The 24330-nt window shown below is 68.0% G+C and carries 26 protein-coding genes; 7 read left to right on the top strand and 19 right to left on the bottom strand.

From position 1 onward, the window contains the following. Positions 1 to 23: 23 nt before the first annotated feature. The 3 genes from RIN18_RS08010 to RIN18_RS08020 all read right to left on the bottom strand — a co-directional run bounded on the left by RIN18_RS08010 (position 24) and on the right by RIN18_RS08020 (position 2394). Positions 24 to 983, bottom strand: a complete 960-nt coding sequence (locus RIN18_RS08010) for a DMT family transporter (RefSeq protein ID WP_309103434.1) — start codon at positions 981 to 983, stop codon at positions 24 to 26. Between the two features lie 320 nt (positions 984 to 1303). After that, positions 1304 to 1699, bottom strand: a complete 396-nt coding sequence (locus tag RIN18_RS08015) for a low molecular weight phosphatase family protein (RefSeq protein ID WP_309103435.1) — start codon at positions 1697 to 1699, stop codon at positions 1304 to 1306. 20 nt (positions 1700 to 1719) lie between these two features. Then, positions 1720 to 2394 carry a helix-turn-helix domain-containing protein gene (locus RIN18_RS08020; RefSeq protein ID WP_309103436.1) on the bottom strand — a complete coding sequence of 225 codons (675 nt, stop codon included), beginning with the start codon at positions 2392 to 2394 and terminating at the stop codon, positions 1720 to 1722. A gap of 90 nt (positions 2395 to 2484) precedes the next feature. Between RIN18_RS08020 and RIN18_RS08025 the strand changes: the two genes are divergently transcribed. After that, positions 2485 to 3870 carry an FAD-dependent oxidoreductase gene (locus RIN18_RS08025; protein WP_309103437.1) on the top strand — a complete coding sequence of 462 codons (1386 nt, stop codon included), beginning with the start codon at positions 2485 to 2487 and terminating at the stop codon, positions 3868 to 3870. Positions 3871 to 3907: 37 nt separating this feature from the next. Here RIN18_RS08025 and RIN18_RS08030 read toward each other — a convergent pair whose 3' ends face one another. Both RIN18_RS08030 and RIN18_RS08035 read right to left on the bottom strand, forming a co-directional pair. Beyond that, positions 3908 to 4315, bottom strand: a complete 408-nt coding sequence (locus RIN18_RS08030; protein WP_309103438.1) for an arsenate reductase ArsC — start codon at positions 4313 to 4315, stop codon at positions 3908 to 3910. Positions 4316 to 4356: 41 nt separating this feature from the next. Then, entirely contained in the window at positions 4357 to 5670 is a 1314-nt protein-coding gene (locus RIN18_RS08035) for an NAD(P)-binding domain-containing protein (protein ID WP_309103439.1), read from the bottom strand. An 85-nt stretch (positions 5671 to 5755) separates the two neighbouring features. On the opposite strand from RIN18_RS08035, the gene RIN18_RS08040 reads away from it, so the two are divergent. Beyond that, positions 5756 to 6097: a metalloregulator ArsR/SmtB family transcription factor gene (locus RIN18_RS08040; RefSeq protein WP_309103440.1), complete on the top strand. Its 342-nt coding sequence runs from the start codon at positions 5756 to 5758 to the stop codon at positions 6095 to 6097. A 2-nt stretch (positions 6098 to 6099) separates the two neighbouring features. Here RIN18_RS08040 and RIN18_RS08045 read toward each other — a convergent pair whose 3' ends face one another. The 11 genes from RIN18_RS08045 to RIN18_RS08095 all read right to left on the bottom strand — a co-directional run bounded on the left by RIN18_RS08045 (position 6100) and on the right by RIN18_RS08095 (position 17693). Continuing rightward, positions 6100 to 6795 carry a TrkA family potassium uptake protein gene (locus RIN18_RS08045; RefSeq protein ID WP_309103441.1) on the bottom strand — a complete coding sequence of 232 codons (696 nt, stop codon included), beginning with the start codon at positions 6793 to 6795 and terminating at the stop codon, positions 6100 to 6102. A 43-nt stretch (positions 6796 to 6838) separates the two neighbouring features. Further along, positions 6839 to 8206, bottom strand: a complete 1368-nt coding sequence (locus tag RIN18_RS08050; RefSeq protein ID WP_309103442.1) for a potassium transporter TrkG — start codon at positions 8204 to 8206, stop codon at positions 6839 to 6841. Positions 8207 to 8293: 87 nt separating this feature from the next. Beyond that, positions 8294 to 9094 carry an ABC transporter permease subunit gene (locus tag RIN18_RS08055; protein WP_309103443.1) on the bottom strand — a complete coding sequence of 267 codons (801 nt, stop codon included), beginning with the start codon at positions 9092 to 9094 and terminating at the stop codon, positions 8294 to 8296. Continuing rightward, a complete protein-coding gene (locus RIN18_RS08060) occupies positions 9087 to 10025 on the bottom strand; it encodes an ABC transporter ATP-binding protein (RefSeq protein WP_309103444.1) in 939 nt (312 codons plus the stop codon). Before RIN18_RS08060 ends, RIN18_RS08055 begins: the two co-directional genes overlap by 8 nt. 47 nt (positions 10026 to 10072) lie before the next feature. Then, positions 10073 to 10762 (bottom strand): TetR family transcriptional regulator, encoded by a 690-nt coding sequence (locus RIN18_RS08065; RefSeq protein WP_309103445.1) that lies wholly within the window; start codon positions 10760 to 10762, stop codon positions 10073 to 10075. 66 nt (positions 10763 to 10828) lie between these two features. Next, a complete protein-coding gene (locus tag RIN18_RS08070) occupies positions 10829 to 12301 on the bottom strand; it encodes an alanine/glycine:cation symporter family protein (protein WP_309103446.1) in 1473 nt (490 codons plus the stop codon). Positions 12302 to 12377: 76 nt separating this feature from the next. Next, positions 12378 to 13031: a response regulator transcription factor gene (locus RIN18_RS08075; RefSeq protein WP_309103447.1), complete on the bottom strand. Its 654-nt coding sequence runs from the start codon at positions 13029 to 13031 to the stop codon at positions 12378 to 12380. Further along, positions 13028 to 14152, bottom strand: coding sequence for a histidine kinase (locus RIN18_RS08080; RefSeq protein ID WP_309103448.1), 1125 nt, complete (start codon positions 14150 to 14152; stop codon positions 13028 to 13030). The genes RIN18_RS08075 and RIN18_RS08080 overlap by 4 nt, the downstream gene beginning before the upstream one ends. Before the next feature lie 10 nt (positions 14153 to 14162). After that, entirely contained in the window at positions 14163 to 14831 is a 669-nt protein-coding gene (locus RIN18_RS08085) for a DUF2306 domain-containing protein (RefSeq protein WP_309103449.1), read from the bottom strand. An 87-nt stretch (positions 14832 to 14918) separates the two neighbouring features. Then, on the bottom strand, positions 14919 to 15929 hold the full coding sequence (locus RIN18_RS08090; RefSeq protein WP_309103450.1) for a LacI family DNA-binding transcriptional regulator: 1011 nt from the start codon (positions 15927 to 15929) through the stop codon (positions 14919 to 14921). A 102-nt stretch (positions 15930 to 16031) separates the two neighbouring features. Next, positions 16032 to 17693, bottom strand: a complete 1662-nt coding sequence (locus tag RIN18_RS08095; RefSeq protein WP_309103451.1) for an alpha-amylase family glycosyl hydrolase — start codon at positions 17691 to 17693, stop codon at positions 16032 to 16034. Positions 17694 to 17852: 159 nt separating this feature from the next. Here RIN18_RS08095 and RIN18_RS08100 point away from each other — a divergent pair, with 159 nt between their 5' ends. After that, the gene (locus tag RIN18_RS08100) at positions 17853 to 18281 is read left to right on the top strand and encodes a DUF1761 domain-containing protein (RefSeq protein ID WP_309103452.1); all 429 of its coding nucleotides are present in this window, start codon (positions 17853 to 17855) and stop codon (positions 18279 to 18281) included. A gap of 548 nt (positions 18282 to 18829) precedes the next feature. Here the strand turns inward: RIN18_RS08100 and purQ are convergent. Further along, positions 18830 to 19537 carry a phosphoribosylformylglycinamidine synthase subunit PurQ gene (purQ, locus tag RIN18_RS08105; protein WP_309103453.1) on the bottom strand — a complete coding sequence of 236 codons (708 nt, stop codon included), beginning with the start codon at positions 19535 to 19537 and terminating at the stop codon, positions 18830 to 18832. After that, positions 19534 to 19782, bottom strand: coding sequence for a phosphoribosylformylglycinamidine synthase subunit PurS (gene purS / locus RIN18_RS08110; protein WP_309103454.1), 249 nt, complete (start codon positions 19780 to 19782; stop codon positions 19534 to 19536). Before purS ends, purQ begins: the two co-directional genes overlap by 4 nt. Before the next feature lie 158 nt (positions 19783 to 19940). Here purS and RIN18_RS08115 point away from each other — a divergent pair, with 158 nt between their 5' ends. Together RIN18_RS08115 and RIN18_RS08120 are read left to right on the top strand one after the other, a co-directional pair. Next, positions 19941 to 20414, top strand: a complete 474-nt coding sequence (locus RIN18_RS08115) for a transporter substrate-binding domain-containing protein (RefSeq protein ID WP_309103455.1) — start codon at positions 19941 to 19943, stop codon at positions 20412 to 20414. After that, a complete protein-coding gene (locus RIN18_RS08120) occupies positions 20411 to 21409 on the top strand; it encodes a cation diffusion facilitator family transporter (protein ID WP_309103456.1) in 999 nt (332 codons plus the stop codon). The genes RIN18_RS08115 and RIN18_RS08120 overlap by 4 nt, the downstream gene beginning before the upstream one ends. Before the next feature lie 40 nt (positions 21410 to 21449). Here the strand turns inward: RIN18_RS08120 and RIN18_RS08125 are convergent, their stop codons facing one another. Then, positions 21450 to 21980: an adenine phosphoribosyltransferase gene (locus RIN18_RS08125; RefSeq protein ID WP_309103457.1), complete on the bottom strand. Its 531-nt coding sequence runs from the start codon at positions 21978 to 21980 to the stop codon at positions 21450 to 21452. Positions 21981 to 22237: 257 nt separating this feature from the next. Between RIN18_RS08125 and RIN18_RS08130 the strand changes: the two genes are divergently transcribed. Both RIN18_RS08130 and RIN18_RS08135 read left to right on the top strand, forming a co-directional pair. Beyond that, on the top strand, positions 22238 to 23548 hold the full coding sequence (locus RIN18_RS08130) for an ABC transporter substrate-binding protein (RefSeq protein WP_309103458.1): 1311 nt from the start codon (positions 22238 to 22240) through the stop codon (positions 23546 to 23548). 97 nt (positions 23549 to 23645) lie between these two features. Beyond that, on the top strand, positions 23646 to 24330 hold a 685-nt coding region (locus RIN18_RS08135; protein ID WP_309103459.1), incomplete at its 3' end, for a sugar ABC transporter permease.

The following is a 24330-nucleotide window of genomic DNA, read 5'->3' on the forward strand; positions in this document are numbered from 1 at the left end:
GCGGCCGTCGGCCGACCGGCTCCTCAGGCGGAGGGGGTGGCCGCTCGCGATGGCCGCTTTCGCGCGAACCAGTCGACGATTGCCCTCGTGCGCCCTTGACTCACGACAACGCCCAGCAGGACCAGCACGGCGCCGGCCGGCTCGTGCCAGTGGAGAGTCTCGCTGAGGACGAGGACTCCCAGCAGCACCCCGACGACCGGGGTGAGGTAGGTGACGCTCGACGCGATGGTGGCGCCCCAGTTCTGGATGATCCGCGTGTTCCAGACGTATGCCAGTCCGGTGCCGACGGCGCCGAGCACGATCACGCTGCTCAGTACGGTGGGAGAAAGCTCGACGGGGTCCATGCCGATCCACGGCATCATGGCCCCGAGGATCACCGCGGCGATGCCGATCTGAGCTGCCGCCACGGCGGTGGGATCCATCGTCGCCGTGTTGAGGAACCGGCGGGTGTAGGCGAACGCGAATCCGTACGACAGGGTGGCCGCGAGACACGCGGCCTGCGCGATGAGTCCGGGACCGCTCCACGCATCTGATCCGAGATAACTCCAGGGGGCGGCCACGACGACCACGCCGACCCCTGCGAGCAGGAGGCCGACGACGCGCGCGCGGGTCAGGCGTTCCGAGGGCAGGATCGCAAGTGAGACCAGCAGCGTGGCCACTGGCGTGGTGGCGTTGTAGATGCTCGACAGTCCCGACGGGATGTACTGCCCCGCCCAGGAGAACAGCAGGAAGGGGAGTACGCAGAGGAACACTCCGATGACTCCGAGATGCGCCCACGTACGCAGGCCCGTCGGCCACCTGCGGCGAGTGATCGTCATCAGCAGCGCCAGCGTGACGGCGCCGAAGGCGAGACGCCCGAAAGCGACCTGCGCGGGGCTGAGCCCGTCGAGCGCGAGCTTGATGAAGAGAAAACTCGATCCCCACACCACCGCCAGTGCGATGAACTCGATGCCGATCCGCCGGTTGCTGCTCGATTGATTCATCGCTGCCCCTCCGGAGGTGAAACCGCTGACCGTTGCGGCCCGAGCGTATGTCGGATCACGGCCGGGATGCTGGCGGCTTTCGGACCTCGCGTTCCTGCCGGGCGGCAGATGCCGAGGGCCCGTTTCGATGCGGGCCCTGTGATGATGGCACGTCTGGCTTCAGCCGGTGGCGCCGATCAGCGCGGTCACCGTCGCAGTGATGCGGCAGCCACCGCAACGCCGACTACGGCACCGACCGCCGATTGATGCAACGGACCACCGGTCGCGGACGTGACGCGAGTGCTGCGGCATCGGCCTGGCCACGACTCAGCCGCTCGGCCTCAGTTGAGAAGCGTCGCTCGAATCTTCTCGGACACCGCTTCGCGCAACGGGCGTACCGCGGCGACGTTCCAGGCTGCCGGGTCGGGGAACGACCATTCCATCACCCTCCCGCGGGGGCTCGATGGCAGAGTCAGCCCCGGCTTCATGAGGACGACGATGTCGGCGGTGTCCAGATCGCCGACTGTGACGGCGCGGGGCACTCGGTCAGCGATGTCCATGCCGAGTTCGGCGACGGTGGCCGCGACGGCGGGGTTCACGGCGTCGGCAGGGGAGATGCCCGCGGAGGCGGCGGTGAAGCGGTCGCCGGCCAGGTACTCGAGGAGGGCCGCGCCGAGCTGCGATCGACCTGCATTGTGTTGGCAGATGAAGAGGACGGTCTGGGTCGCGTGGGTCACGGGTTTCACTTTCGCTCGGTTCAGCTGACGGCCAGGCGGGGAGCGAGTTCCGCGATGCGGCGCTCGAGTTCGTCGTAGGTGACGTCGAAGGCATGATCGGTGCCCAGGCGCACCGGGTCGGGAATCGACCAGTGCAGGTGGCCGGTGGCACCGAGTTCCTCGTGGGCGTTGTCGCACACGGTCACGACGAGATCCGAATGGGTCATCACTGAGTCCAGCGCGCGTGGTGGCTGAGCAGACAGGGAGAGCGCGCGGCGATCCGCCACGGCTACGGCGCCCGGATCTATCCGCGCTGCAGGGTGTGTGCCGCCCGATGATGCGGGGATGGCGCTGCGCGTCGACCATAAGGCCGCCGCGAGTTGCGACCTCGCCGAATTCGCGGTGCACACGAACACCACTCGGCTCGCGCGCTCGACCCGCCCGGGGGTGAGCCCATGGAGTGCTGTTTCGGTGAGGCGGACGTAGCTGCGTCGCCTGTCCGCCTCCGAGCGCGATCGAGACACCATCCCCACGGATTCCAGCACGTTCAGATGATGGGTGACGAGGTTCGACGGAAGGCCCAGTGCGACCCGGATCTCCGTCGGAGACAGATCGCCCAGCGTGAGGAGGTCGACGACCCGAAGGCGTGACGGATCACTCAACGCCGCGTGCTTCGCGGCGCGGGCCTCTACATCGTCAATTCGCTCAGTGTTCATTGTCTCAATATTGACTGAACTACTCCTGCCGAGTCAAGATGATCCCGTACTCCCCGCCAGCCCGAGACTCAGCCCCGCGAAAGGGACCCCATGCATCTTGTAGCGATCGGCGGAAGCGACGCCGGAATCTCCACCGCCCTCCGTGCCCGCGAACTCGATCCGTCCGCCGATGTCACCGTCGTCGTGGCGGACGCCTACCCGAACTTCTCCATCTGCGGCATCCCGTACTACTTCTCCCGCGAAGTGCAGCCCTGGCAGTCGCTCGCTCACCGCACCCACGCGGACCTCGAAGCCACGGGCATGAACCTCCGGCTGAACACCCTCGCCACTGCCATCGACGTCGACGCCCGCCGCCTCACGGTCCGCGACACGCACGGTGCCGAATCGAGCATCGCCTACGACGAGCTCATGGTCGGCACCGGGGCATCCCCGTCGACTGCCGGCATCGCGGGCCTCGACCGACTCGGCCCCGATGATGGGGTGCACCTGCTGCACTCGATGGGCGACACATTCGCGCTTGAGAAGTACCTCGACGACCACCTGCCCGAAACGGCGATCATCGTCGGTGCCGGTTATGTCGGTCTTGAGATGGCCGAGGCGCTCACCGTGCGGGGCCTCCAGGTCACCCAGCTTCAGCGCGGCCCCGAAGTGCTCTCCACCCTCGACCCCGAACTGGGCTCCCTCGTTCACGACGAACTCGCCCGACACGGCGTCGATGTCCTCACCCGGACCCGCGTGGATGCCGTCAGACGCGACGCGGGGCGGATCACCGTCAGCGGAACCCGCGACGGCGAGGCCTTCTCACGCAGCGCGGACGTGATCCTCGTCGTCGTCGGTGTGCGTCCCAACACGGGTCTTCTCACCGCGGCCGGCGCGTCCACGGGTCCCGGCGGCGCCGTCGTCGTCGACGAGCGGATGCGCACCGGCCTGCCGCACGTCTGGGCGGCCGGCGACGGTGTGGTCACACACCACCGCCTCCTCGGCGTCACCTACCTCCCACTCGGCACGACCGCTCACAAACAGGGCCGCGTCGCCGGCGAGAACGCCATCGGCGGAGACGCATCGTTCGCAGGAAGCCTCGGGACGCAGGTGGTGAAGGTGTTCGACGTCGTGGCAGCGCGCACGGGCCTCCGTGACCACGAAGCCGCCGCAGCCGGGTTCGCGCCGCACAGTCACACGGCAATCGCCGACGACCACAAGCGTTACTACCCGGGCGCGACCCCCATCAGCATCCGGATCACGGGTGACACCCGCGACGGCCGCCTTCTCGGTGCGCAGCTTGTCGGCGCTCGGGGCGCGGAGATCTCCAAACGCGTCGACACCTACGCCACCGCGCTGCATCACCAGATGAGTGTCGCTGCGATGAGCGACCTCGACCTCTCCTATACGCCTCCGCTCGGCTGCCCGTGGGACGCCGTGCAGGTTGCGTCACAAGCTTGGAACCGAGAGACGCGAGCCGTCGTCGCAGCGACGTGATCGCCGCCGGAACCATTGGCCCCGAAGGCGAGCGCGATCAGGGCAGCAGTTCTCCGACGAGAACTTCGATGCGGCCGCGGATGTCGTCGCGGATCGGCCGCACGGCATCGATGCCCTGGCCGGCGGGGTCGTCGAGCTCCCAGTCCTCGTAACGCTTGCCGGGAAAGAACGGGCAGGCGTCGCCGCACCCCATGGTGATGACGACATCCGAGGCCTGCACGGCCTCGGTCGTGAGCACCTTCGGCTGCTCCGACGTGATGTCGATACCGACCTCGGCCATCGCCTCGACGGCGATCGGATTGATCTGCTCGGCCGGCATCGAGCCCGCCGAGCGCACCTCGACGCGGTCACCCGCGATGTCACGTAGGAAGCCGGCGGCCATTTGCGAGCGGCCGGCGTTGTGAACGCAGACGAAGAGCACAGAGGGCTTGGTGGCGTCGGTCATGGCGTCTCCGATGGAAAGTGGTCGACTCCAGTATCCACGCTTCAGCTGGTCGCGAGCGCCGGGCGCAGACCGACCTGCAGCACGGAAGGCGCGGCACAGCATCCGCCGCCTCCGCTGCCGGCGGAATCGAAGTCGCCCGATCCGCCGCACACGCCCGTCGCGGGCAGGACCAGATCGTTGCGCGCGGCCGCCGCGTGGTCTCCGGCCAAGTGGGCCGTCACGCTCCGCACCTGCTCGTAACCGGTCAGCGCCAGGAACGTCGGTGCGCGGCCGTACGACTTCGCGCCGACGATGAAGAATCCCGGCTCCGGCTGGGCGAGCTGGCGCGCGCCCGTCGCCGATACCGAGCCGCAGGAGTGGATGTTGGGGTCGATCTCGGCAGCGATCCCCGCGACGGCGTCGAGCACGGGATCGAGGTCGATGCGCAGTTCACGCAGGATCGATGTGTCGGGGCGGAACCCGGTCAGGGCGAACACCTGCGAGACGCCGGAGATCTCGCGTCCGTCCTCGGCCACGATGGTAAGCGCGCCGGCATCCCGTCGGAACTCCGTGACGCGGTATCCCGTCACGACATCCACGAGGCCCGACTCGATCACGTTGCGGGCGCGTGATCCGAGAGCGGCACGCTCGGGCAGTTCGTCGCCTGCGCCGCCGCCGAGCACGTTCGCCACGTTCCCTCGGCGCAGCAGCCAGGTCACGCGGGTCGCTGGTTCGCGCCGGGCGAGCTCGGTCAGTCGGAGCACGGCGTGAGCGGCGGAGTGACCGGCTCCGACGACGACCACGTGCGTGCCGGCGAGTGTCGAGACGTCGTCCGGGATGCGGTATGAGATGCGGTCCGACGCCTTCGCCTCTCCGCGCGCCGGGTACCCGTCGGCTCCCGCCGGATTCGGCAGACCCCAGGTGCCGCTGGCGTCGATGACGGCACCGGCGAGCAGGCGGCTTTCATCTCCGTTCGCGTCGGTGGTGTGAATCACGAACGGACGGGTGTCTCTGCCGCCGTCGACGACCTTGTCGCTGCCACGACGCGATACACCGGTCACCGTCGTCGCGTACCGCACGCGGTCGCCGAGGGCTGCGGAGAGCGGGGCGAGATAGCCGCCCACCCATTCGGCGCCGGTGGGGTATCCGGATGCCGGAGCGCGCCACCCTGTCGGCTCGAGAAGCCGGCGCGCGGCGCCGTCGACGAGTTCGGGCCACGCAGAGAACAGTCGTACGTGCCCCCATTCGCTCACCGCTGCGCCCGGGCCCTCACCGCGTTCGAGAACGACGGCCTCGAGACCGCGTTCGCTCAGGTGGGCGGCGGCGGCGAGCCCCTGCGGGCCTGCTCCGATGACGACGATGGGAAGCTCGGACATCACGTGTCTCCTCAGATCGAGAAATTTCGATATGACGACTGTCGCCCATCTATCGAAGAATGTCAATACGTGCGAGAATGATGGCATGAGTCTTCCGGCGACCATCGAAGCGACCTCCTGCTGCGTGCCCAGCGTCACCTCGTCGCTGTCAGTCGAAGATGCCGAGCGCGTCGCGCGCGTGTTCAAGGCGCTCGGCGACCCGACACGCGTCCGCCTGCTGTCGCTCATCGCCGCGGGCGAGGGCGGCGAGGCGTGCATCTGCGATCTGACGGCTCCGATCGGCCTCTCGCAGGGCACCGTCTCCCACCACATGAAGCTTCTCGCCGACGCCGGGCTCGTCAGTCGCGAGCAGCGCGGCAAGTGGGCGTACTTCTCGCTCAACGGCGGTGCGCTGGACGCCGCCTCCGACGCACTGCGCTCGGTCTGAGCTCAGCGCAGCTGCGCGAACTTCTCGACCTTGTCGGTCGGTCCGACCACGAGGACGGTGTCTCCCTCTCCGAGCACGCTGTCAGCCTGGGCGTTGCGCCAGTCGCCGGAAGCCGGACGGTATGCCGCGATCGTCACCCCGTGCGTCGCGCGCACGGACCCCTCGGTCAATGTGATCCCGTGCAGATGGTGGGGAGCGACCGTCTTCACGATGGCGTACCCCTTGTCGATCTCGAGATAGTCGGCTGCAGCACCGCGGACGAGGTGTGCCACCCGTCGCCCCATGTCCTTCTCCGGGTACACGACCTTGTGCACCCCCAGCTGCTCGAGCACGGCGCCGTGGCGTTCATCGACGGCCTTCGCCCAGATGACAGGCACCTTGAGCTGCAGTAGAAGCGACGACGTGAGGATGGATGCGGTGATGTCGGAGCCGATGGACACGACGACGCGATCGAACTCATCGATCGCGAGTTGCTTGAGAACATCGAGCCGCGTCGCGTCCGCGCGCACCACCTGGGTGAGCTGGCCGTTGAGGGCCTGGACGGTGTCTTCGGAGGCGTCGATGCCGAGCACTTCAGTGCCGGATCCCATCAGCTCGAGGGCGAGGGAGGTGCCGAATCGGCCGAGTCCGATCACGGCGACCGAATCGGCTTCGGCGATCCGTCTGGCATCCTGTCCGAATGAGAGGAACTTGGGCACGTGGGGTCCTTTCGATGGGTGAGAGCGAGACTCGGCGGCGGCGTCAGCCGATCGCCGGCCGCTCCTTCGGGAGCTCATAGGCGGTACGTCGCTCTCTCAGCGCGAGTGCAGAACCCAGAGTCAGCGGGCCGAGCCGGCCGAGGAACATGAGCAGCACGAGGATGATCTGCGCCGCCGCAGGGAGATTTGCCGTGATTCCCGTCGACAGGCCGACGGTGCCGAAGGCGGACACCACCTCGAACAGAACGCGGTCGAGGTCGAGGTCCGTCATCGCGAGGATGGCGATCACAGCCGCCATCACCGCCCCGAGCGCGACGATAACGACCGTGATCGCCTCGCGGTGTACCGCACGTGAAAGCCGCTTGCCGAAGACGTTCACGGCGGTGCCGCCGCGCAACTCCGTCCACATGATGAAGAACAGCACGGCGAAGGTGGTGACCTTGATGCCGCCGGCGGTACCGGCGGGCCCTCCGCCGATGAACATGAGCACGTCGGTACCCAACCAGGTCTCGTCATGCATCTGGGAGACGTCGAGCGAGTTGAATCCGGCCGTGCGTGCCTGCACGGAATGGAAGAACCCGGCCAGCACCCGCGAGGGCGCGGGAAGCGCGCCGAGGGTACCGGGATTGCTCCATTCGGTGACCAGCACGTACAGCGTTCCCACCAGCAGCAGGGCGCCGGTGGCTGCCAGCACGGTCCGGGTGTTCATCGTCCAGTGCAGCGGGCGGCGGAACCCGCGGCGCAGTTGCCGCAGCACCGGGAACCCGAGGCCCCCCAGGATGATCGCGGCACAGATCGGCAGGCAGATCCACGGATCCGAGACGAAGCCCATCAGGCTGTCCGTGTACAGCGCGAAGCCGGCGTTGTTGAACGCGGAGACCGCGTGGAAGACGGCATGCCAGCCCGCGCGACCGACGTCGTATCCGTACCCGGTGCTGAAACGGACGAACAGGATCAGCGCCACGACCGCCTCGATCGCGAGCGTGGTGACGAGGATGCCGGTCGCCACCCGCTTCATGTCGCCACCACCGACGGTCTTCGTCTCGGCGCTCGCGATCATCCGTGATCGCACGGTGAACCGCCGGGCGAGCGCGAGTCCGACGAGCGCGGCGAAGAGCATGATTCCCAGACCGCCGAGCTGGATGAGCAGCAAGATCACGATCTTCCCGAACGGGCTCCAGTGAACCGCGGTGTCGACGACGACCAGCCCGGTCACGCACACCGCCGAGGTGGAGGTGAACAGCGCCTCGACGGGCCCTGTCCAGTGGCCGGTCGCCGACGACATCGGCAGCATCAGCAGCGCGGTACCGGTGAGGATCGCCAGCCCGAATCCGAAGGCGATGATCTGGGCGGGTGCGAGGTGGTGGCGGCTGTTCGAGAACAGACGGCCGGTCGATCGAGGTGATGCCACGAGGAAGCACACTACTCCTGGAGCCGACCCTGCGATGACCAGTGTCCTCGTGCGCCGTCCGGCGGCGAGGACACCGGTGCTGGTCGGTCAGCCGACGATGTCTCGCCCGCGCAGAACGACGGCGGTGCCGGCGATGAGCACGGCGGTGCAGCCCCAGAGAGCGATGCAGCCGACGGGATCGAACCCGTCGAGCAAGGGTGGCTGATGAAACGCCCACGAGTACGGCGACAGGAATCGCAGCCATTCGGCATCTTCGACCTGGTTCGCGATGGCGTTGAATGCGTATCCCACGACGGCGATGCCGGCACCGGCGGCCACCCCGCGCCCGCGCCGGCCGGTCAGCGCGCCGACGAACAGGGCGAGACTGCCCGCGAGCATGGTGACTCCGACGAAGACGACGGTCGCGTCCAGAATGCGCGTGGCTTCGATCTCGAGCTCGGCCGAGTCGTTCAGCGCGAGCACGACGACGGCGGCGAACAGTCCGAGCCAGACCAGCCGCACCAGCATCGCCGCTGCCATCTCGAGCGCGTACGGCACTCGTCCGATGCCGTGAGCCAGATCCAGCTCGAGGCGGCTCGACTCCTCGGCGCCGGCGATCGCTCCCGCGCCCCAGCCGATGGACGCGATCGTGAGCAGCAGGAAGCCGATGAGTCCGTAGAACGTCCCCTGCGCGTAGCCCGCGCCGGTGCCGATCTGGTCGTACCCGAGCGCGTTCACCAGCTCCGGCGGCAGGCTCTCGATGATCTGCTGCATCTGCCCGTTACCTCCGATACTCGGGAAAAGCGGCAGATACATGAACAGCACGGCGGCGACGCCGAGCGTCCAGCCGATGAGGCCACGCCAGGATTCACGCAGTGCGCGACGGAAGACAGGCAGCGGCTTACTCATGTCCGGCCCCCTTCGCCGACGTGTCGGTATCGCCGTAGAGTCGCAGGACCGACTCCTCGAGGTCCGGCTCCTCGACGGAAAGGTCGACGACCCGATGGCGGGCTATCGCCTTGATGAACGGATCGATGTCGCCCTCGACGGTCGCCGAGAGTCGCACCGATTCACCGGCGGTGCTGACCTCCACGTCGGCGACGTTGGGGAGGCGTGCCATCTCCGTGCGCACCGTCTCCGGGTCGCTCACCGCGAATCCGGCGCGGACACGGCGGATCGCGCCGAGTCGGAGCGAGGCGACGTCGCCTTCGGCGACGATGCGGCCGGCGCTGAGCACCGCGACGGCATCCGCGGTCTGTTGGATCTCACTGAGCACGTGAGAACTGAGCAGCACGGTCTGGCCACGACCGCGCGCCTCACGGACGAGCTGGAGGAACTCCCGTTGCACGAGCGGGTCGAGGCCACTCGTCGGCTCGTCGAGCACGAGAAGCTCGGGCTCATGCATGAACGCCTGCACGATGCCGAGCTTCTGCTTGTTCCCCTTCGACAGGGTGCGCACCTGCCGTGTGAGATCTAGGCCGAGCCTCGAGGCGAGCTCGTCGACGGCGCCGGTGCGCACGGGACCGGAGACCTCCGAGTAGAAGTCCAGCATCCGACGGCCGGTCATCCGCCCGTCCAGGCGGAGCTCTCCGGGAATGAAGCCGATACGTCGGCGCAGCGTCGATCCGGCGGTGCGCGGGTCCTCCCCGAGCACGCGCACCGTGCCGGAGGTGGGCCGGATGATGTCGAGGATCATGCGCAGCGTGGTCGTCTTTCCTGCCCCGTTCGGGCCGATCAGCCCGAAGACGGAACCGGGTTCGATGGAGAGGGTCAGCGAGTCGACCGCCGTGTGGCGGCCGTAGGTCTTGTGAAGGCGTGCGAGTTCGATGGCAGGGTTCACGGTCCCTGCTCCTTTCAGGTGGGAGCGATCAGGGTCGGGGCGGCGCATCAAAGCGGCGGATCCGGATCCTGATTCGGGTCGTTCTCTCCCTTGTCGGAGCGTGGGCCGCTCTTGCGCTGCAGTGCAGCACGAGCGGCGACGAGCAGCCGGTCGTCGGTGTACAGGCCGTGGGTGAACAACTCCAGCACCGGGAGCGTCGACCTCTCGAGCAGCCCGGTCGACAGCCCGTCCTCGCCGAGCGACCTCGCCAGATGGCGCTGCAGCAGCACAGGCCCGAGCCCGTACAGGGTCATGTAGGCGGCGGTCGCGTCGAGGTCGGACTGCGGCCGCACCACGCCGTCGGCGATCTGACGCTCGAGCATGTTTCGGGTTCCCGCCAGCAATGCGTCGAAGAGGCGGTCGGCCGCCGCGGAGCCGTCAACCAGCATCCGGGTCATGTACTCCAGCAGTGGCGACCACCGTTCGCGGGAATCGAGAGCCGCGCGCATCATCTCGGCGGCGGCCGCGCCGGTCATGGCGTCCTTCTCGTCGATGAAAGAGGCGACGACGAACTCGTCGCAGGCGTCGCGCAGCCCTTCCTTGCTGCCGAAGTGATGCAGGATAAGGGCGGCGCTCACGCCGGCCATGCTCGCGATCTGCCGAAGGCTCGTACCGTCGACTCCGCTGCGAGCGAAGCACACGATGGCCGCATCGCGGATACGGGCGCGCGTGGTGAGGTCGTCGGATGCTGAACGCATGTTCAGTAGTCTAAACAGGCGTTCAGTCCCCCGCAAGAGGGGCGGTCGAGGACCGCCCCTCTCAGGTCAACTGCGGGTCGAGCGACGTGACGCGACCACCGGAATCGGTCCGGTCACGCTGAGCTCGTCCTCCCAGCATTGGATGCCGGTGGCCTCGGGAAGACGCGCTCGCGTGAACACGGGATCGAGACCGGCACGTCGCTGCTCGGAGTAGTCCTTCAGGAGCTTGAACGCGATGCCCGAAAGCAGCGCGATCGCGACGAGGTTGATGATGGCCATGACGCCCATGATGCCGTCGGCGGTGCTCCAGATCAGGTCCGCCGAGGCGATCGAGCCGAGGAACACGACGGCGACGACGACCACGCGGAAGGTCGTGAGAACGCCGCGCTTGGCGTTGATGAACTCGATGTTCGACTCGCCGTAGTAGTAATTGCCGAGGATCGAGCTGAACGCGAGCAGGAAGATGATGATGCTCAGCAGGATGTTGGACCAGGATCCGAGTGAGCTCACGAGCGCATTCTGGGTCAGGACGATGCCTCGCTCGGCGTTCGCGAGATCGGGTGTCGAGACGAGCACGATGAACGCCGTGATGGAACAGACCAGGAAGGTGTCGAAGTAGACACCGAGCGTCTGCACGAGTCCCTGCTTCACCGGGTGAGTGACCGCGGCGGTCGCGCCGGCGTTCGGTGCCGATCCGAGACCGGCCTCATTGGAGAACATGCCGCGCTGCGCACCGACCATGATGATGGCGCCGATCGTGCCACCGACGACCTCCTGCGTGCCCCACGCCTGCGTGTAGATCGACGCGAAGACCTCGGGGAGACGCTCGATGTGCATGCCGACGATGACGAGTCCGACGATCAGGTACAGCAGCGCCATGAGAGGCACGACCGCCTGCGAGACCGAGGCGATGCGGCGAACGCCGCCGAAGATGACCAGCGCCGTCAGCACGGCGAGCACGCCGCCGACGACCCACGGGATCCAGCCGACTTCGCCGCCGAAGCTTCCCGAGATGGTCGCGCTGATCGTGTTCGCCTGCAGGGAGTTGAACGACAGCGGGAAGCAGAGGATGAGCACGACCGCGAAGAGGATTCCCATCCACCGCGCCTTGAGGCCGTGTTGCATGTAGTACGCCGGGCCGCCCCGGAAGCCGTCCTTGTCGCGGACTTTGAAGGCCTGTCCCAGAGTCGATTCGATGAAGCTCGAGGCACCGCCGATGAAGGCCATCGTCCACATCCAGAACACCGCTCCCGGCCCGCCGATCGCGATCGCCGTGCCGACGCCGGCGATGTTGCCGACCCCGACGCGAGACGCCGCCGAGATCGTGAACGCCTGGAAGGCAGAGACAGACTGAGGCCGCCCCTCGTTGTCCGTGGGGGTGCGATTGGTGAGCGTGCGGAACATCTCAGGGATCATCCGGAACTGCACGACGCCCGATCGGAAGGTGAAGTACAGCCCGAGGACGACGAGCACGGGCAGCACGATCCAGCTCCACAGCTGTCCGCCGAGCGAGGTCACGAGGTCGTTGATGGCATCCATCGCCCCAGTATGTCGGCTCAGGCCGCGCCGTGCGAGGAAGCAGCCGGGCCCGGGCGAGCCGTGCTGCGGCCGGAACTCAGCGTTGCGCGCCGACCCGGCCCGTGTCGTAGGCCCACATCGCGGCCTCGACGCGATTGCGCGCGCCGAGTTTGGTGAGGATCGCCCCGATGTGCGTCTTCACCGTGCCGAGCGCGAGAAAGAGGGAATCACCGATCTCGACGTTGGTCAGCCCTCGCGCGAGGAGGACGAGCACCTCTTCCTCGCGCTCGGTCAGCGGATCCGGGGGTGCCGGCTGGATGCCGCGCGCAGCGGCGAACGTGTTCAGCAGCCGCATCGTCATACGAGGCGAGATCAGCGCCTCTCCGGAGGCTGCGGCGCGGATGGCGTCACCGATCAGGTCGGGGCCGGCGTCCTTCAGCAGGAAGCCCCTCGCGCCCGCCCGCAACGCACGGTGCAGGTACTCATCGAGGTCGAACGTCGTGATGATGACGACGGCGATCGGGTCGTCGACGCCGGGGCCGGCGAGTCTCGCCGTCGCCTGGATGCCGTCGAGCTCCGGCATCCGGATGTCGAGCAGCGCCACGTCGGGGTGCAACCGTCGCGCCAGGGTGACCGCCTCGAGGCCGTCGGCGGCGACTCCGACGACCTCGACGCCCGCCAGCGAGTCGACCAGCAGACGCAGGCCCGTGCGAACCGGTTCCTGGTCATCGGCGATGAGGACGCGGATCATCGAGTGCTCCGCGGGAGCCTGGCACGCAGCATCCATCCGCCCGCCGGGTGCGGGCCGGCCTCGATCGATCCGCCGAGCAGGGCGGCGCGCTCGCGCATGCCTCTCAGTCCGAAGCCCGGCGGGGAGCCGGCGACCGAGCCGTGCCCGTCATCGAGCACATCGAGCAGCAGGTCCTCGCCGTCCGTGCGGAGGACGATCGAGATCGCCGTGACTCCGATGGCATGGCGTCGGGAGTTCGTCACTGCCTCCTGTGCGATGCGATGGAGGGTGCCCGCGACGACGTCGGACGGCGTGTCGACGGCCTCGACCCGCGCCGAGATCTGCGGCGGTCCGTCGTCGGAGAGGCGCTCGATCGCTGCGATACCGGCGGGCGGCGCATAGGCCGCCGGCGTGCGCAGGACACGCACGAGGGTTCGCATCTCACCGAGTACAGCCGTCGCCTCGCGCTCGATCACCCGCAACGATTCCGACACGACGTCGGGGTCTCGGGTGTGGAGTCCGGCCGCCTGGGCGCGGATCGCGATCGCGGACACATGATGGGCGATGGTGTCGTGAAGGTCGCGGGCGAGGGACTCACGCTCCTGGGCCCGCACGACGGCGATCTCCTTCACCAGGCGGTCGGCTCGCTCTCGTCGGAGCGCCCCGAGAAGGCAGGCGCTGCCCACGAACAGCACGCCGGCGATCCCGCCGATCAGGCTCTCGGCACCCGGCTCGGGACGAAGCACCGTCGACAGCACCACGCCGGCACCGAGGACTGTGCCGCCGACGAGGCGTGATCTTCTCGCGCCCCAGCGGAACAGCGAGTACGGGCCGAGGATGAGCCCGAACATCGCGGCCATGCCATCCGGCGAGACTCCCGCGAAAAGCTGAGCCGCCCCCAGAGAAGCGGTGGCGGCCGTCGTGGCGATGACGAGGGCGAGCGGGTGGAGCCGCCGCCAGGGGAGGCCTGCGAGCAGCAGGACCGTGATCGCCGTCGTCACCGTCGGCCACGACAGGTCGCGTCGGAGCGTGCCCTCGACGACGACGGCGGCGATCAGCGCGCCGGCGAGAACGAAGTCCCGCCCGCGGGGGCGGACGGCGAGCGAGACGGTCGTCGGATGCTGCTCGGTCGATGTGCCCACGAGGGGCATGCTACCCATGGCCGACAAGCACGGCGGGTCGTCGCACCCGCACACGTCGGATCACCGCCTCCGCGACGAGCATGTTGAGCAGCCACCCGGCATCCATCTGCACCAGACGCCAGAGCTCGTCCGGCGGTCCGAATGCGATGAGGAACGGCGCGGACGTGAGCACCTGCGTACCCGCACCCAACGCGAGCGCGTAAGCACGGATCATCCATGCGCGGTGCGCTTCGATGTCGAGGCGCAAGACCGCCCCGAGCCCCAGGGCAAGGCACGCGATCATCAGGAGCCCGACGAGGTAGCGCGAGATCTGAAGGCCCAGGCCGTCGACGGGCGGTACGTCGTAGAACGCCGTCATCCACAGGCCGCTGGTCGCGACGATGAACCCCGCCGGCACCAGGAGGAAGCGTCCCGCGAACCGGTGCCATCCGATGTGCCGCCGGCGCAGTCCCGGCAGGAACTGGAAGGCGCCGACCAGCGAGTAGACCAGCGCGGCCAGGATGTGAGCGACGACGGGCAGCGGCATCCCTACGAACCGCGCGTTCGCCGCGGTCTCGGCAGCGCCCGACGCGATCTCTTCGAGGCGCACGGCCCCGGCGACGGACGGGATGAGGGCGAGCAGGATCAGCGAGGCGGCGATGAGCCATTCTCGGCGATGCGGTGATCGTGGTGGGTGCATGCCTTCACATTTGCGGAACGGCGAACCTTGCCACATCGGCCGATCGGCCGGGATCCCTCGGGAACCCTCGGGATCTTCCGGCCGGCGTCAGAGTCGCGCTGTCGTGCCGCGCACGTTCAGCTCGTACGGCAGCGCCGCAGGAGTCCGGGCCGGAGCCGCATCGGTCGCGGCCAGCTTCGCCAGCACCGCCTCGGCCGCACGTTCTCCCTGGCCCAGCGGAAACTGATCGACCGTCGTGAGCTGGAAGAACTCGCCGAGCTCGTGCCCGTCGATGCCCACGATCGAAAGATCCTGCGGCACCCGAAACCCGAGATCGCGGGCGGCGAGGATGGCCCCGATGGCCATCTCGTCGGACGCGACGAAGAGTGCGGTGGGCCGGGGTCCTGGTCGGCCGAGAAGTTGCTTCGCCGCCCGATAACCGCCGCTGACGGTGAAGTCCGCGGGCTCGAAGAAGACCGGGTTCAGCGGGATCCCGCCACTGGCGAGTCCTTTCTCGAAACCGAGGCGCCGATTGGTGGGGATGTGGAAGTCGAGGTCGAACTCCGGGTTCGCGCCGATGTGCGCGATGTCTCGATGACCGAGCCCGATCAGATGCTCGGTCGCCAACTGCGCCAGGGCGACGTCGTCGACGGTGAGCGTGTCGAGCTTCGGATTCGGCCCCCCGATCGCGATGACGGGCAGCCCGAGATCGAGCAGCTGTTGCGTCTCGTCGGCATCGAGTTCGATCGACACGGCGATGACGGCATCCACCCGCTGTCGACGCAGGAAGGTTCCGAACACCTCGCTTCGCACGTCGCTGTCGGCGGTGATGTTGTACAGCGTGATGTCGTATCCGTGGCGCATGAGAGCGCTCGACACCCCGGAGAGCACAGCACTGAAGAACCAGCGATCGAGGAACGGCACGACCACGCCGACGTTCCTCGTGCGCCCCGAGGCGAGACTCGACGCCCGCGACGAGACGACGTAGCCGAGCGATTGGGCAGCTTTCCGCACCCGTTCTCTGGCGGCCTCGGAGACCTGCCCGCGGCCACTGAGAGCGCGGGAAACGGTTGCGGTCGAGACGCCCGCAAGGCGCGCCACCTCGTCGATGCTCGCCACGTCAGCGCTCCCGCTTCCCCCGCCACCCTCCGCGAGACTGCACTCCCACGCCGAGACCCCGGCTTTTCGCCACAGTCTCGGCGGGAAGATGCAGTCTCACGGTCATGAGCGGCGGAACCAGGCGGTGGTGTCGACCGGCAGCGCCGTGCCCTCGAAGGGCTGGCTCTTCAGCTCGAACGTGACGCCTTCGCCGAGCTCGATCGGCTCGGTGCCGAGGTTCGACACGACGTGGATGTCGCCGCGCCGGAATGCGACGGCATCCGGCCCTGCGTCCTCCCAGACCAGCGAGCCGCTCCCGAAGCCGTGCGCGCGCCGTGCGGCGAGCATCTGCTTGTACAGCGACAGGGTGGATGCCGGATCGGCGGCCTCGACGTCGCGGGCGTATGTCGCCCACTCCGCCGGCTGCGGCAGCCAGGACGCACCGGTGTGGTTGAAGCCGAACGCCGGAGCCTCCGCCTCCCACGGGAGAGGAACCCGGCAGCCGTCGCGTCCGTAGCGCTTGCCGTTGGTGCGGAACCATGTCGGGTCCTGACGGAACTCGTCCGGGATCTCCATCGCCTCGGGAAGACCCAGCTCCTCACCCTGGTACAGGTACGACGACCCGGGAAGGGCGAGCATGAGGGCCGTCGCGGCGCGGGCTCGCGCGAGTCCGATCGCGGCGTCCGGTTTGTTGGGCGTCAAGGGGCCGATGCCCTCGCCCTGCGGGTTCTCGGCCGTCAGCGCCAGCCGAGTCGCATGGCGGACGACGTCGTGGTTGGAGAGCACCCAGGTGCTCGGGGCGCCGACCTTGCCGAACTCGTCGAGCGATTCGCGGATGATGTCGCCGAGCGCTTTCGCGTCCCACGGAGTCATCAGGTACGGGAAGTTGAAGGTCTGATGCATCTCATCCGGGCGCACCCAGAGCGCGGTCTTCGCAAGCGTCGGCAGCCACGCCTCACCACAGAGTGCGCGGTCGCCGTCGTACTCGGCGAGCACCCGGTGCCAGTCGCGGTAGATCTCGTGCACCTCTTCCTGACCCCAGTACGGCACGTTGTCCTCGCGGCCGCCCATGGAGTCGGCGTCGGCCACCGGAGCGTAGTCGGGGAGCCCCGCCTCCTTGACCATGCCGTGGGCGACATCGACGCGGAAACCGTCGACCCCGCGGTCCAGCCAGAAGCGCAGGATCGAGCGGAACTCCTCGCGGACCTCTTCATTCGTCCAGTCGAAGTCCGGCTGGGTCGCATCGAAGATGTGCAGGTACCACTGACCCGGGGTGCCGTCGGCCTCGGTCACGCGCTCCCACATGCCGCCGCCGAACACCGACTCCCAGTTGTTCGGAGGGAGCTCGCCGTTCTCGCCGCGCCCGTCGCGGAAGACGTAGCGGGCGCGCTCGCGGCTTCCAGGGCCGGCCTTGAGTGCCTCCTGGAACCAGACGTGCTGGTCGGAGGAGTGGTTGGGGACGAGGTCGACGATGACGCGGATGCCGCGGTTATGCGCCTGCGCGAGCATCTCGTCGAAGTCGGCCAGGGTGCCGAACAGCGGGTCGACATCGCGGTAGTCGGCGACGTCGTAGCCGGCGTCGCGCTGCGGGCTCGTCATGAACGGGCTCAGCCAGATCGCGTCGACGCCGAGGTCCTTCAGATCGTCGAGACGGGACGTGATGCCCGGCAGGTCACCGATGCCGTCGCCGGATGCATCGGCGAAGGAGCGAGGGTAGATCTGATAGATGACGGCGCTGCGCCACCATTCGGAACCGGGGGCTGCGATCTGTTCAAGCTGTGCCATGGCATCAGGCTAGTGCAAACGCTTACATTGTTGCCATTTCAGGGATCGAATCGGTTCGGTGACGGCTCGACCTGCGTGCCTCCTCTGTCCTCTCCGGCGCGGGGCTACGCTCAGCGCAGGACGGGCCCGCAGGGCCCGCGTCGACGGCGAGGAGACATCATGGTTCCCGAGATCAACTACTGGGCAGTGCTGCTGGCGACCGCGTCGAGCATGCTCGTCGGATCGGTCTGGTACGCGCCGAAGGTGTTCGGCACGCGCTGGTCGAAGCTGGCGAACGTCGACATGGACAAGCCTGCGTCATCGGCGACGATGGCGATCGTGACCACCGTCCTGGTGAGCTTCATCACCGCGTGGGTGCTCGCCGGCGCGACGGCGATCGCATGGCACTTCTACGGCGGATCGTTCTTCTGGGGCGCCGTGATCACCGCGGTCACGTTGTGGGCGGGGTTCACCGCCGCACGCTTCATCACCCATGACGCATTCGAGGGGCGGCCGACGGCGCTGACGACCATGAACATCGCGCACGAGCTGGTCACCCTGCTCGTGATGGCGATCCTGATCGGGGTGTGGCCGCCGGCGCTGGGGTAGTCGCGTCGGCGTGCCGGCCGGCATCCGGCATCCGGCATCCGGTGTTCATCCGGCGCCGGCATCGGGCATCCGACGTTCGGCGGCTGGCACGCGGCATCCGACGTTCGGTGGCTGGCACCGGCATCCGGGTGCACACATGCACGATGGATGCACGGATGCGGGACAAAACGACCGGCATCGGTCGTGCATCTGTACCGCGGTCGTGCAGGTGAACCGCCGGCGGATGCGCGGAGTGCATGACCCGGCGCCGCTTTGCATGAGTAATCAACCCGCACGGTCATGCATGTGCGAAATGGTCATGCAGATGCCGGGGCCGACCCGGGAGGACGTGCGGGCACAGATGCACGATGGATGCACGAATGCAGGGCGAAACGCCGGGCACTGGTCGTGCATCCGTACCGCGGTCGTGCATCCGTACCGGCCGCGGAGCCCGCGACCGGAAGCGGATGCAGCTGGCCGAAGCGGATGCCGCTGGCCGAAGCGGACGTGCTGGCCGAAGCGGATGCCGCTGGCCGAAGCCTGCGCCGTGAACGCCGGTCGAACCGCTACTACGCAGCGACGCGTGCGACGGCGGCGACGGCGCTCGCGAAGAAGCCGACGCCGTCCACTCCACTGCGCATGGCGACAGCGGTGTCGGGGCCGAACCCGGGCTCGGTCGCGTGCTCGGGGTGGGGCATCAGGCCGACGACGTTGCCCCGCTCATTGGTGAGCCCGGCGATGTCGCGCAGCGACCCGTTCGGATTCACGCCGGCATAGCGGAACGCGACGAGACCTTCGCCCTCGAGGCGATCGAGTGTCTCATCGTCGGCGATGTAGCCGCCGTCGCCGTTCTTCAGCGGGATGACGATCTCCTGACCGCGACGGAAGGTGTTCGTCCAGGCGGTGTCGGAGTTCTCGACCGTGAGACGCTGATCGCGCCGCACGAAGTGCTGGTGGTCGTTGCGGATCAGCCCGCCGGGCAGCAGGTGCGCCTCGACGAGCATCTGGAAACCGTTGCAGATGCCGAGGATCGGCATGCCCGCGGCCGCGGCATCCTTGACCTCGGTCATGATCGGCGACAGCGACGCGATCGCGCCGGCCCGCAGGTAGTCGCCGTAGCTGAACCCACCGGGCAGCACGAGCGCGTCGACCCCTTCGAGATCGTGCGAGCCGTGCCAGAGCGCGACGGGCTCGGCGCCGGCGATGCGGACGGCGCGCTGCGCGTCGCGGTCGTCGAGGGACCCGGGGAAGGTGATGACGCCGATGCGGACGGTCACTCGACCACCTCGATGCCGACGACATCCTCGATCACAGAGTTGGAGAGCACCTCGTCGGCGACGCGCTTGGCCTCGGCGAGCAGATCGTCGGTGACCTCGCCCTCGACGGTGAGCTCGAAGCGCTTGCCGATGCGGACGTCACTGAAGCCGTTGACGCCGAGGCGAGCGAACGCGCCCGAGACGGCCTTCCCCTGAGGGTCGAGCAGTTCTGACTTGGGCATGACGTCGACGACGATGGTGGGCATGAACGGCTCCGGATGTCGCGGGCGGACGGGCGTGACCAGTCTACCGTGCAGCCGCCTGGCTGCTCGCGCCGGTCGACGCGGTGGGCCGACGACCGGATGCCTGTCAAGGGGTGCCGCAGGATGGGCGAGGACGGCTGCACTTGGCTATGGTCAGCGCTATGAGGAGACACGTCATCGCGCTCGCAGGCGCGGCCCTGTGCTGCACCCTGGTCGGATGCGGGATCCAGATGCCGGCGGACCCCGAGGGGACGACCGAGCGCGTCGAGGGTGGCACGGTGCGCGTCGGTGTGACGGCCAACCCGCCCTGGGTCGACGTCGATGGAAGCGGCGAGCCCGGCGGCACCGAACCCGCTCTCGTGTCGGGGTTCGCCGAGCAGCTCGATGCCGAGCTCGACTGGTCCGTCGGCAGCGAGGCGCAGCTGATGCAGGCTCTCGAACGCGGCGAGCTCGACCTCGTGATCGGCGGCTTCCACGACGACACCCCGTGGACCGAGAAAGCCGCGGTGACGCGGCCCTACACCGAGTCCACGACTGCCGAAGGCACCGCCAAGCACGTCATGATCGTGCGGATGGGCGAGAACCGGTTCCTCACCACACTCGAGACGTTCCTGTTCGAGGAGACGGGATCATGACGGTGCGGTTCGGTCGGACGGAGCTGCCGGAACAGCAGCAGAAGGCTCTGCGATCCGCGATCAGGATCGAGTGGTTCACGCTCGCCTTCCTCGCGGTGGCGATCACCCTTGTCTTCCTGGTGATGGGCAACTCCCAGGCCATGAAGGCGGCCTGGATCGAAGATCTGCTCTCCCTCGCCCCTCCGATCGCCTTCCTCATGGCGGTCCGCATCGTCAATCGGGCACCCACCGCCCGCTACCCCTACGGGTTCCACCGTGCGGTCGGCGTCGCCCACCTCGTCGCCGGAGTCGCGCTGCTGACGATGGGTGCATTCCTGATCGTCGATTCCGTCACCGGACTCATCGGTGCCGAACACCCGCCGATCGGCTCAGTGGTGCTGTTCGGACAGCCGATCTGGCTCGGCTGGCTGATGATGCTCGTGATGGCGCTGACGATTCCGCTGCCCATCTACTTCGGCAGGGTGAAGATGCGGCTCGCGAAGGAACTGCACGACAAGGTTCTCTACGCGGATGCCGACATGAACAAGGCCGACTGGATGACCGCCGTCGGATCGATCGTGGGTGTGGCCGGCATCGGCGTCGGCCTGTGGTGGGCGGATGCCGTGGCGGCGCTGCTCATCGCCGCGAGCATCCTCTGGGACGGCATCAAGAACATGAAAGCCGCGATCACCGACCTGATGGACACGGCCGCGACGACGTTCGACGACGGCAAGGTCCACCCGATCACGCGGCAGATCGATGAGCATCTGCGCGGCCTTGCCTGGGTGGAGAAGGCGGGCTCACGAGTGCGCGACCAGGGGCACGTCTTCCATGTCGAGTCGTTCGTCGTTCCGAAACAGGGTCGCATGCCCGAGTTGCAGGAGCTCCTGCAGGCGCGGGATCAGTGCATCGACCTGGACTGGAAGGTCCAGGACATCGTGCTGATCCCCATCGACGAGCTCCCGGAGGAGGTGGGCGGGTCGCACGACAGCAGGCAGTCGGAGCGCAACCGGTAGCCCGGCGACTCCCACGCCGACGGCGCGGCGAGCGGCGCCGTCAGGAGTGGAACACCGTGTGCAGGTCGCCGATGACGTCGCGACCACCGAGGTCGGCGATCTCGAACAGCACCGAGATTCCGACGACATGACTGCCCAGGCGCTCGACCAGCTCGCGGCCCGCGGCGAGCGTGCCCCCGGTCGCGAGCACGTCGTCGATGAGCAGCACGCGAGACCCCGCGGGAAGATCGTCATGCATCTCGATCGTGGCGGTGCCGTATTCGAGGGCGTAGTCGACGGATGCCGCAGGCCGGGGAAGCCTCCCCGCCTTGCGGATCGGGATGAGGCCGACGCCGGCGGCGATCGCGGCGGCGCCCGCGAGGATGAAGCCGCGCGCCTCGATCCCGGCGACGACGTCGAACTGTCCGGCGAACGGCTCGATGATCGCCTCGGTGGTGACCCGCAGTGCCTCCGCGTCAGCGAGCAGCGGCGTGATGTCGCGGAACACGATGCCGGATTCGGGGTAGTCGGGCACCGACCGGATCAGTGACTGGGCGCGGGTGAGGGCGGGGGAGAGGTCTGCTTCGGGCACCGGGCAAGGTTACCCGCATCGACTGTGACGCCTCCGGCATCCGCTCGCCGCCGCTGACGGATCGAGGTACATCGGACGATTCGAGGTGGGATTCCTGGCGGAACCACCGCGGATCGTCGTCTCCACCTCGATTCGTCCCACGCTTGACATCCGTGGGAGCGCTCCCATAGTGTGGCACCTCAGATCGTGGGAGCGCTCCCACCGATCGCCCGGAATCACCATCCCACCCGCACGACCCCTGCACAAAGGAGTGAACTGTGAACACACGTGCCCGCAATCGGATGCTGGCGACAGCCGCCGTGGCATCCGTCTCCGCCCTCGCCCTGGCCGGCTGCTCCAGCACCGGCGACGCCGGTGGAGGCGACGCCGACGGTGACGTCACGCTGACGATCACCACGTTCGGCACCTTCGGCTACGACGACCTCTACAAGGAGTACGAAGAGCTGAACCCGAACGTCACCATCGAGGCGACGAACATCGACACCGGCGGCAACGCCCGTACGGATGTCTTCACCAAGATCGGCGCAGGCTCCGGCCTCAGCGACATCGTCGCGATCGAGGAGGGCTGGCTGGGCGCGATCATGGCAGACGCCCCCGACACCTTCATCGACCTGCGCGACCACGGCATCGAAGACCGCAAGGACGACTGGCTGGAGTGGAAGTACGACCAGGTCACCGACCCGGACGGCCGGGTCATCGGCTACGGCACCGACATCGGGCCGAGCGGCATCTGCTACAACGGCGCCGCGTTCGAGGCCGCCGGGATGCCGAGTGATCGCGAGTCGGTCGCCGAGCTGCTGAACGGCGACTGGGAGAACTACTTCGCCGTCGGCGCCGAGTACACCGCGAAGACCGGCAAGGCGTGGTATGACCACTCCGGCTTCGTCTGGAACGCCATGGTCAACCAGCTCGACGAGGGCTACTACACCGCCGACGGTGAGCTGAACGTCGAGGGCAACGCCGAGCTCAAGGAGCGCTTCGAGCTGCTGGGAGCGGCGACAGAAGGCGGCCAGTCCGCCGCGCAGAAGGCGTGGGACTGGAACGGCGGCAAGTCGTTCGTCGACGGCACCTTTGCCACGTTCGTCTGCCCTGGGTGGATGCTGGGAGTCGTGCAGGGTCAGGTCGAGGCCGGCGGCGGAGACGCCACCACCGGCTGGGACTTCGCTGACGTCTTCCCCGGAGGCGCAGCGAACTGGGGCGGCGCGTGGCTGGCGGTCACGGAGTCCTCGAAGAACCAGGAGGCCGCTGCAGAGCTTGCGAACTGGCTGACGCAGCCCGAGCAGCAGGTGAAGCAGTCCGCCGCCGCGGGCAACTTCCCCTCCACGATCGAGGCGCAGGAGACCCTGGCAGCCGAGGCGACGCCGAACGAGTTCTTCAACGGCGCTCCCACCGGTGCCATCCTCGCCGAGCGGGCCAAGGGCGTCGTCGCGCAGTTCAAGGGCGCAGACGACTCCGTCATCCAGGAGAACGTGTTCGGCCCCGCCCTCAGCGCACTCGACCGCGGTGAGACCGACACCCAGGGCGCCTGGAATGCTGCGATCGAGCTCCTGAAGAAGCTGGTCGACTGACCCGCTCCGCATCTCGACGGGCTCAGTGACCCCACGGTCGCTGAGCCCGTCGAGGCACCACCCTGCCGGGCACCTCCCGCCGAGACAAGGAACTCTCATGACTCTCACCGCCCCTCCGACGGAGCGCAGAGACGCGGCATCCGATTCGCAGGTGAAAGCGGATGCCGCGGCGAAGCGGCCCTGGCGCCATCGCGTGTCGCGGTTCGACCAGAACGCCTCTCCGTACTTCTACATCTCGCCGTTCTTCCTGCTCTTCGGGGTGGTGGGACTGTTCCCGCTGCTTTACACCGTCTGGGTCGCCGTCCACGAATGGGACCTGCTCAGAGGCGAGGGCGAGTTCGTCGGCGTCGGAAACTTCACCGAGATCCTCGCCGACTCGATGTTCTGGAACTCGATCTTCAACACGCTCAGCATCTTCCTGTTGTCCGCGATCCCGCAGCTGGCCATCGCCCTCTTCATCGCCTACCTGCTCGACCGAGGTCTTCGCGCGCCGACGTTCTGGCGGATGAGCGTGCTCATCCCGTTCGTGGTGACGCCGGTCGCGATCGCGATCATCTTCTCCAGTGTCTTCAACGAGGCCGACGGCCTCGCCAACAACCTGCTGAATCTCGTGGGCATCGCCGACCAGCAGTGGAAGGAGGACACCGCGCTGTCGCACATCGCGATCGCGGTGATGGTCAACTTCCGCTGGACCGGCTACAACGCCCTCATCCTGCTCGCCGCCATGCAGGCCGTTCCCCGCGACCTCTACGAGTCCGCCGCGCTCGACGGCGCCGGCCCCG

Origin of the sequence: Microbacterium sp. (genome assembly GCF_031179285.1) — a bacterium.
Lineage (GTDB): Bacteria > Actinomycetota > Actinomycetes > Actinomycetales > Microbacteriaceae > Microbacterium.

Bases quoted from the DNA above. Each gene is read 5' to 3' on its own strand.
- RIN18_RS08010 (WP_309103434.1), bottom strand. From the start codon at position 983: ATGAATCAATCGAGCAGCAACCGGCGGATCGGCATCGAGTTCATCGCA.
- RIN18_RS08020 (WP_309103436.1), bottom strand. From the start codon at position 2,394: ATGAACACTGAGCGAATTGACGATGTAGAGGCCCGCGCCGCGAAGCAC.
- RIN18_RS08025 (WP_309103437.1), top strand. From the start codon at position 2,485: ATGCATCTTGTAGCGATCGGCGGAAGCGACGCCGGAATCTCCACCGCC.
- RIN18_RS08030 (WP_309103438.1), bottom strand. From the start codon at position 4,315: ATGACCGACGCCACCAAGCCCTCTGTGCTCTTCGTCTGCGTTCACAAC.
- RIN18_RS08035 (WP_309103439.1), bottom strand. From the start codon at position 5,670: ATGTCCGAGCTTCCCATCGTCGTCATCGGAGCAGGCCCGCAGGGGCTC.
- RIN18_RS08040 (WP_309103440.1), top strand. From the start codon at position 5,756: ATGAGTCTTCCGGCGACCATCGAAGCGACCTCCTGCTGCGTGCCCAGC.
- RIN18_RS08055 (WP_309103443.1), bottom strand. From the start codon at position 9,094: ATGAGTAAGCCGCTGCCTGTCTTCCGTCGCGCACTGCGTGAATCCTGG.
- RIN18_RS08065 (WP_309103445.1), bottom strand. From the start codon at position 10,762: ATGCGTTCAGCATCCGACGACCTCACCACGCGCGCCCGTATCCGCGAT.
- RIN18_RS08070 (WP_309103446.1), bottom strand. From the start codon at position 12,301: ATGGATGCCATCAACGACCTCGTGACCTCGCTCGGCGGACAGCTGTGG.
- RIN18_RS08075 (WP_309103447.1), bottom strand. From the start codon at position 13,031: ATGATCCGCGTCCTCATCGCCGATGACCAGGAACCGGTTCGCACGGGC.
- RIN18_RS08085 (WP_309103449.1), bottom strand. From the start codon at position 14,831: ATGCACCCACCACGATCACCGCATCGCCGAGAATGGCTCATCGCCGCC.
- RIN18_RS08095 (WP_309103451.1), bottom strand. From the start codon at position 17,693: ATGGCACAGCTTGAACAGATCGCAGCCCCCGGTTCCGAATGGTGGCGC.
- RIN18_RS08100 (WP_309103452.1), top strand. From the start codon at position 17,853: ATGGTTCCCGAGATCAACTACTGGGCAGTGCTGCTGGCGACCGCGTCG.
- purS (WP_309103454.1), bottom strand. From the start codon at position 19,782: ATGCCCACCATCGTCGTCGACGTCATGCCCAAGTCAGAACTGCTCGAC.
- RIN18_RS08115 (WP_309103455.1), top strand. From the start codon at position 19,941: ATGAGGAGACACGTCATCGCGCTCGCAGGCGCGGCCCTGTGCTGCACC.
- RIN18_RS08120 (WP_309103456.1), top strand. From the start codon at position 20,411: ATGACGGTGCGGTTCGGTCGGACGGAGCTGCCGGAACAGCAGCAGAAG.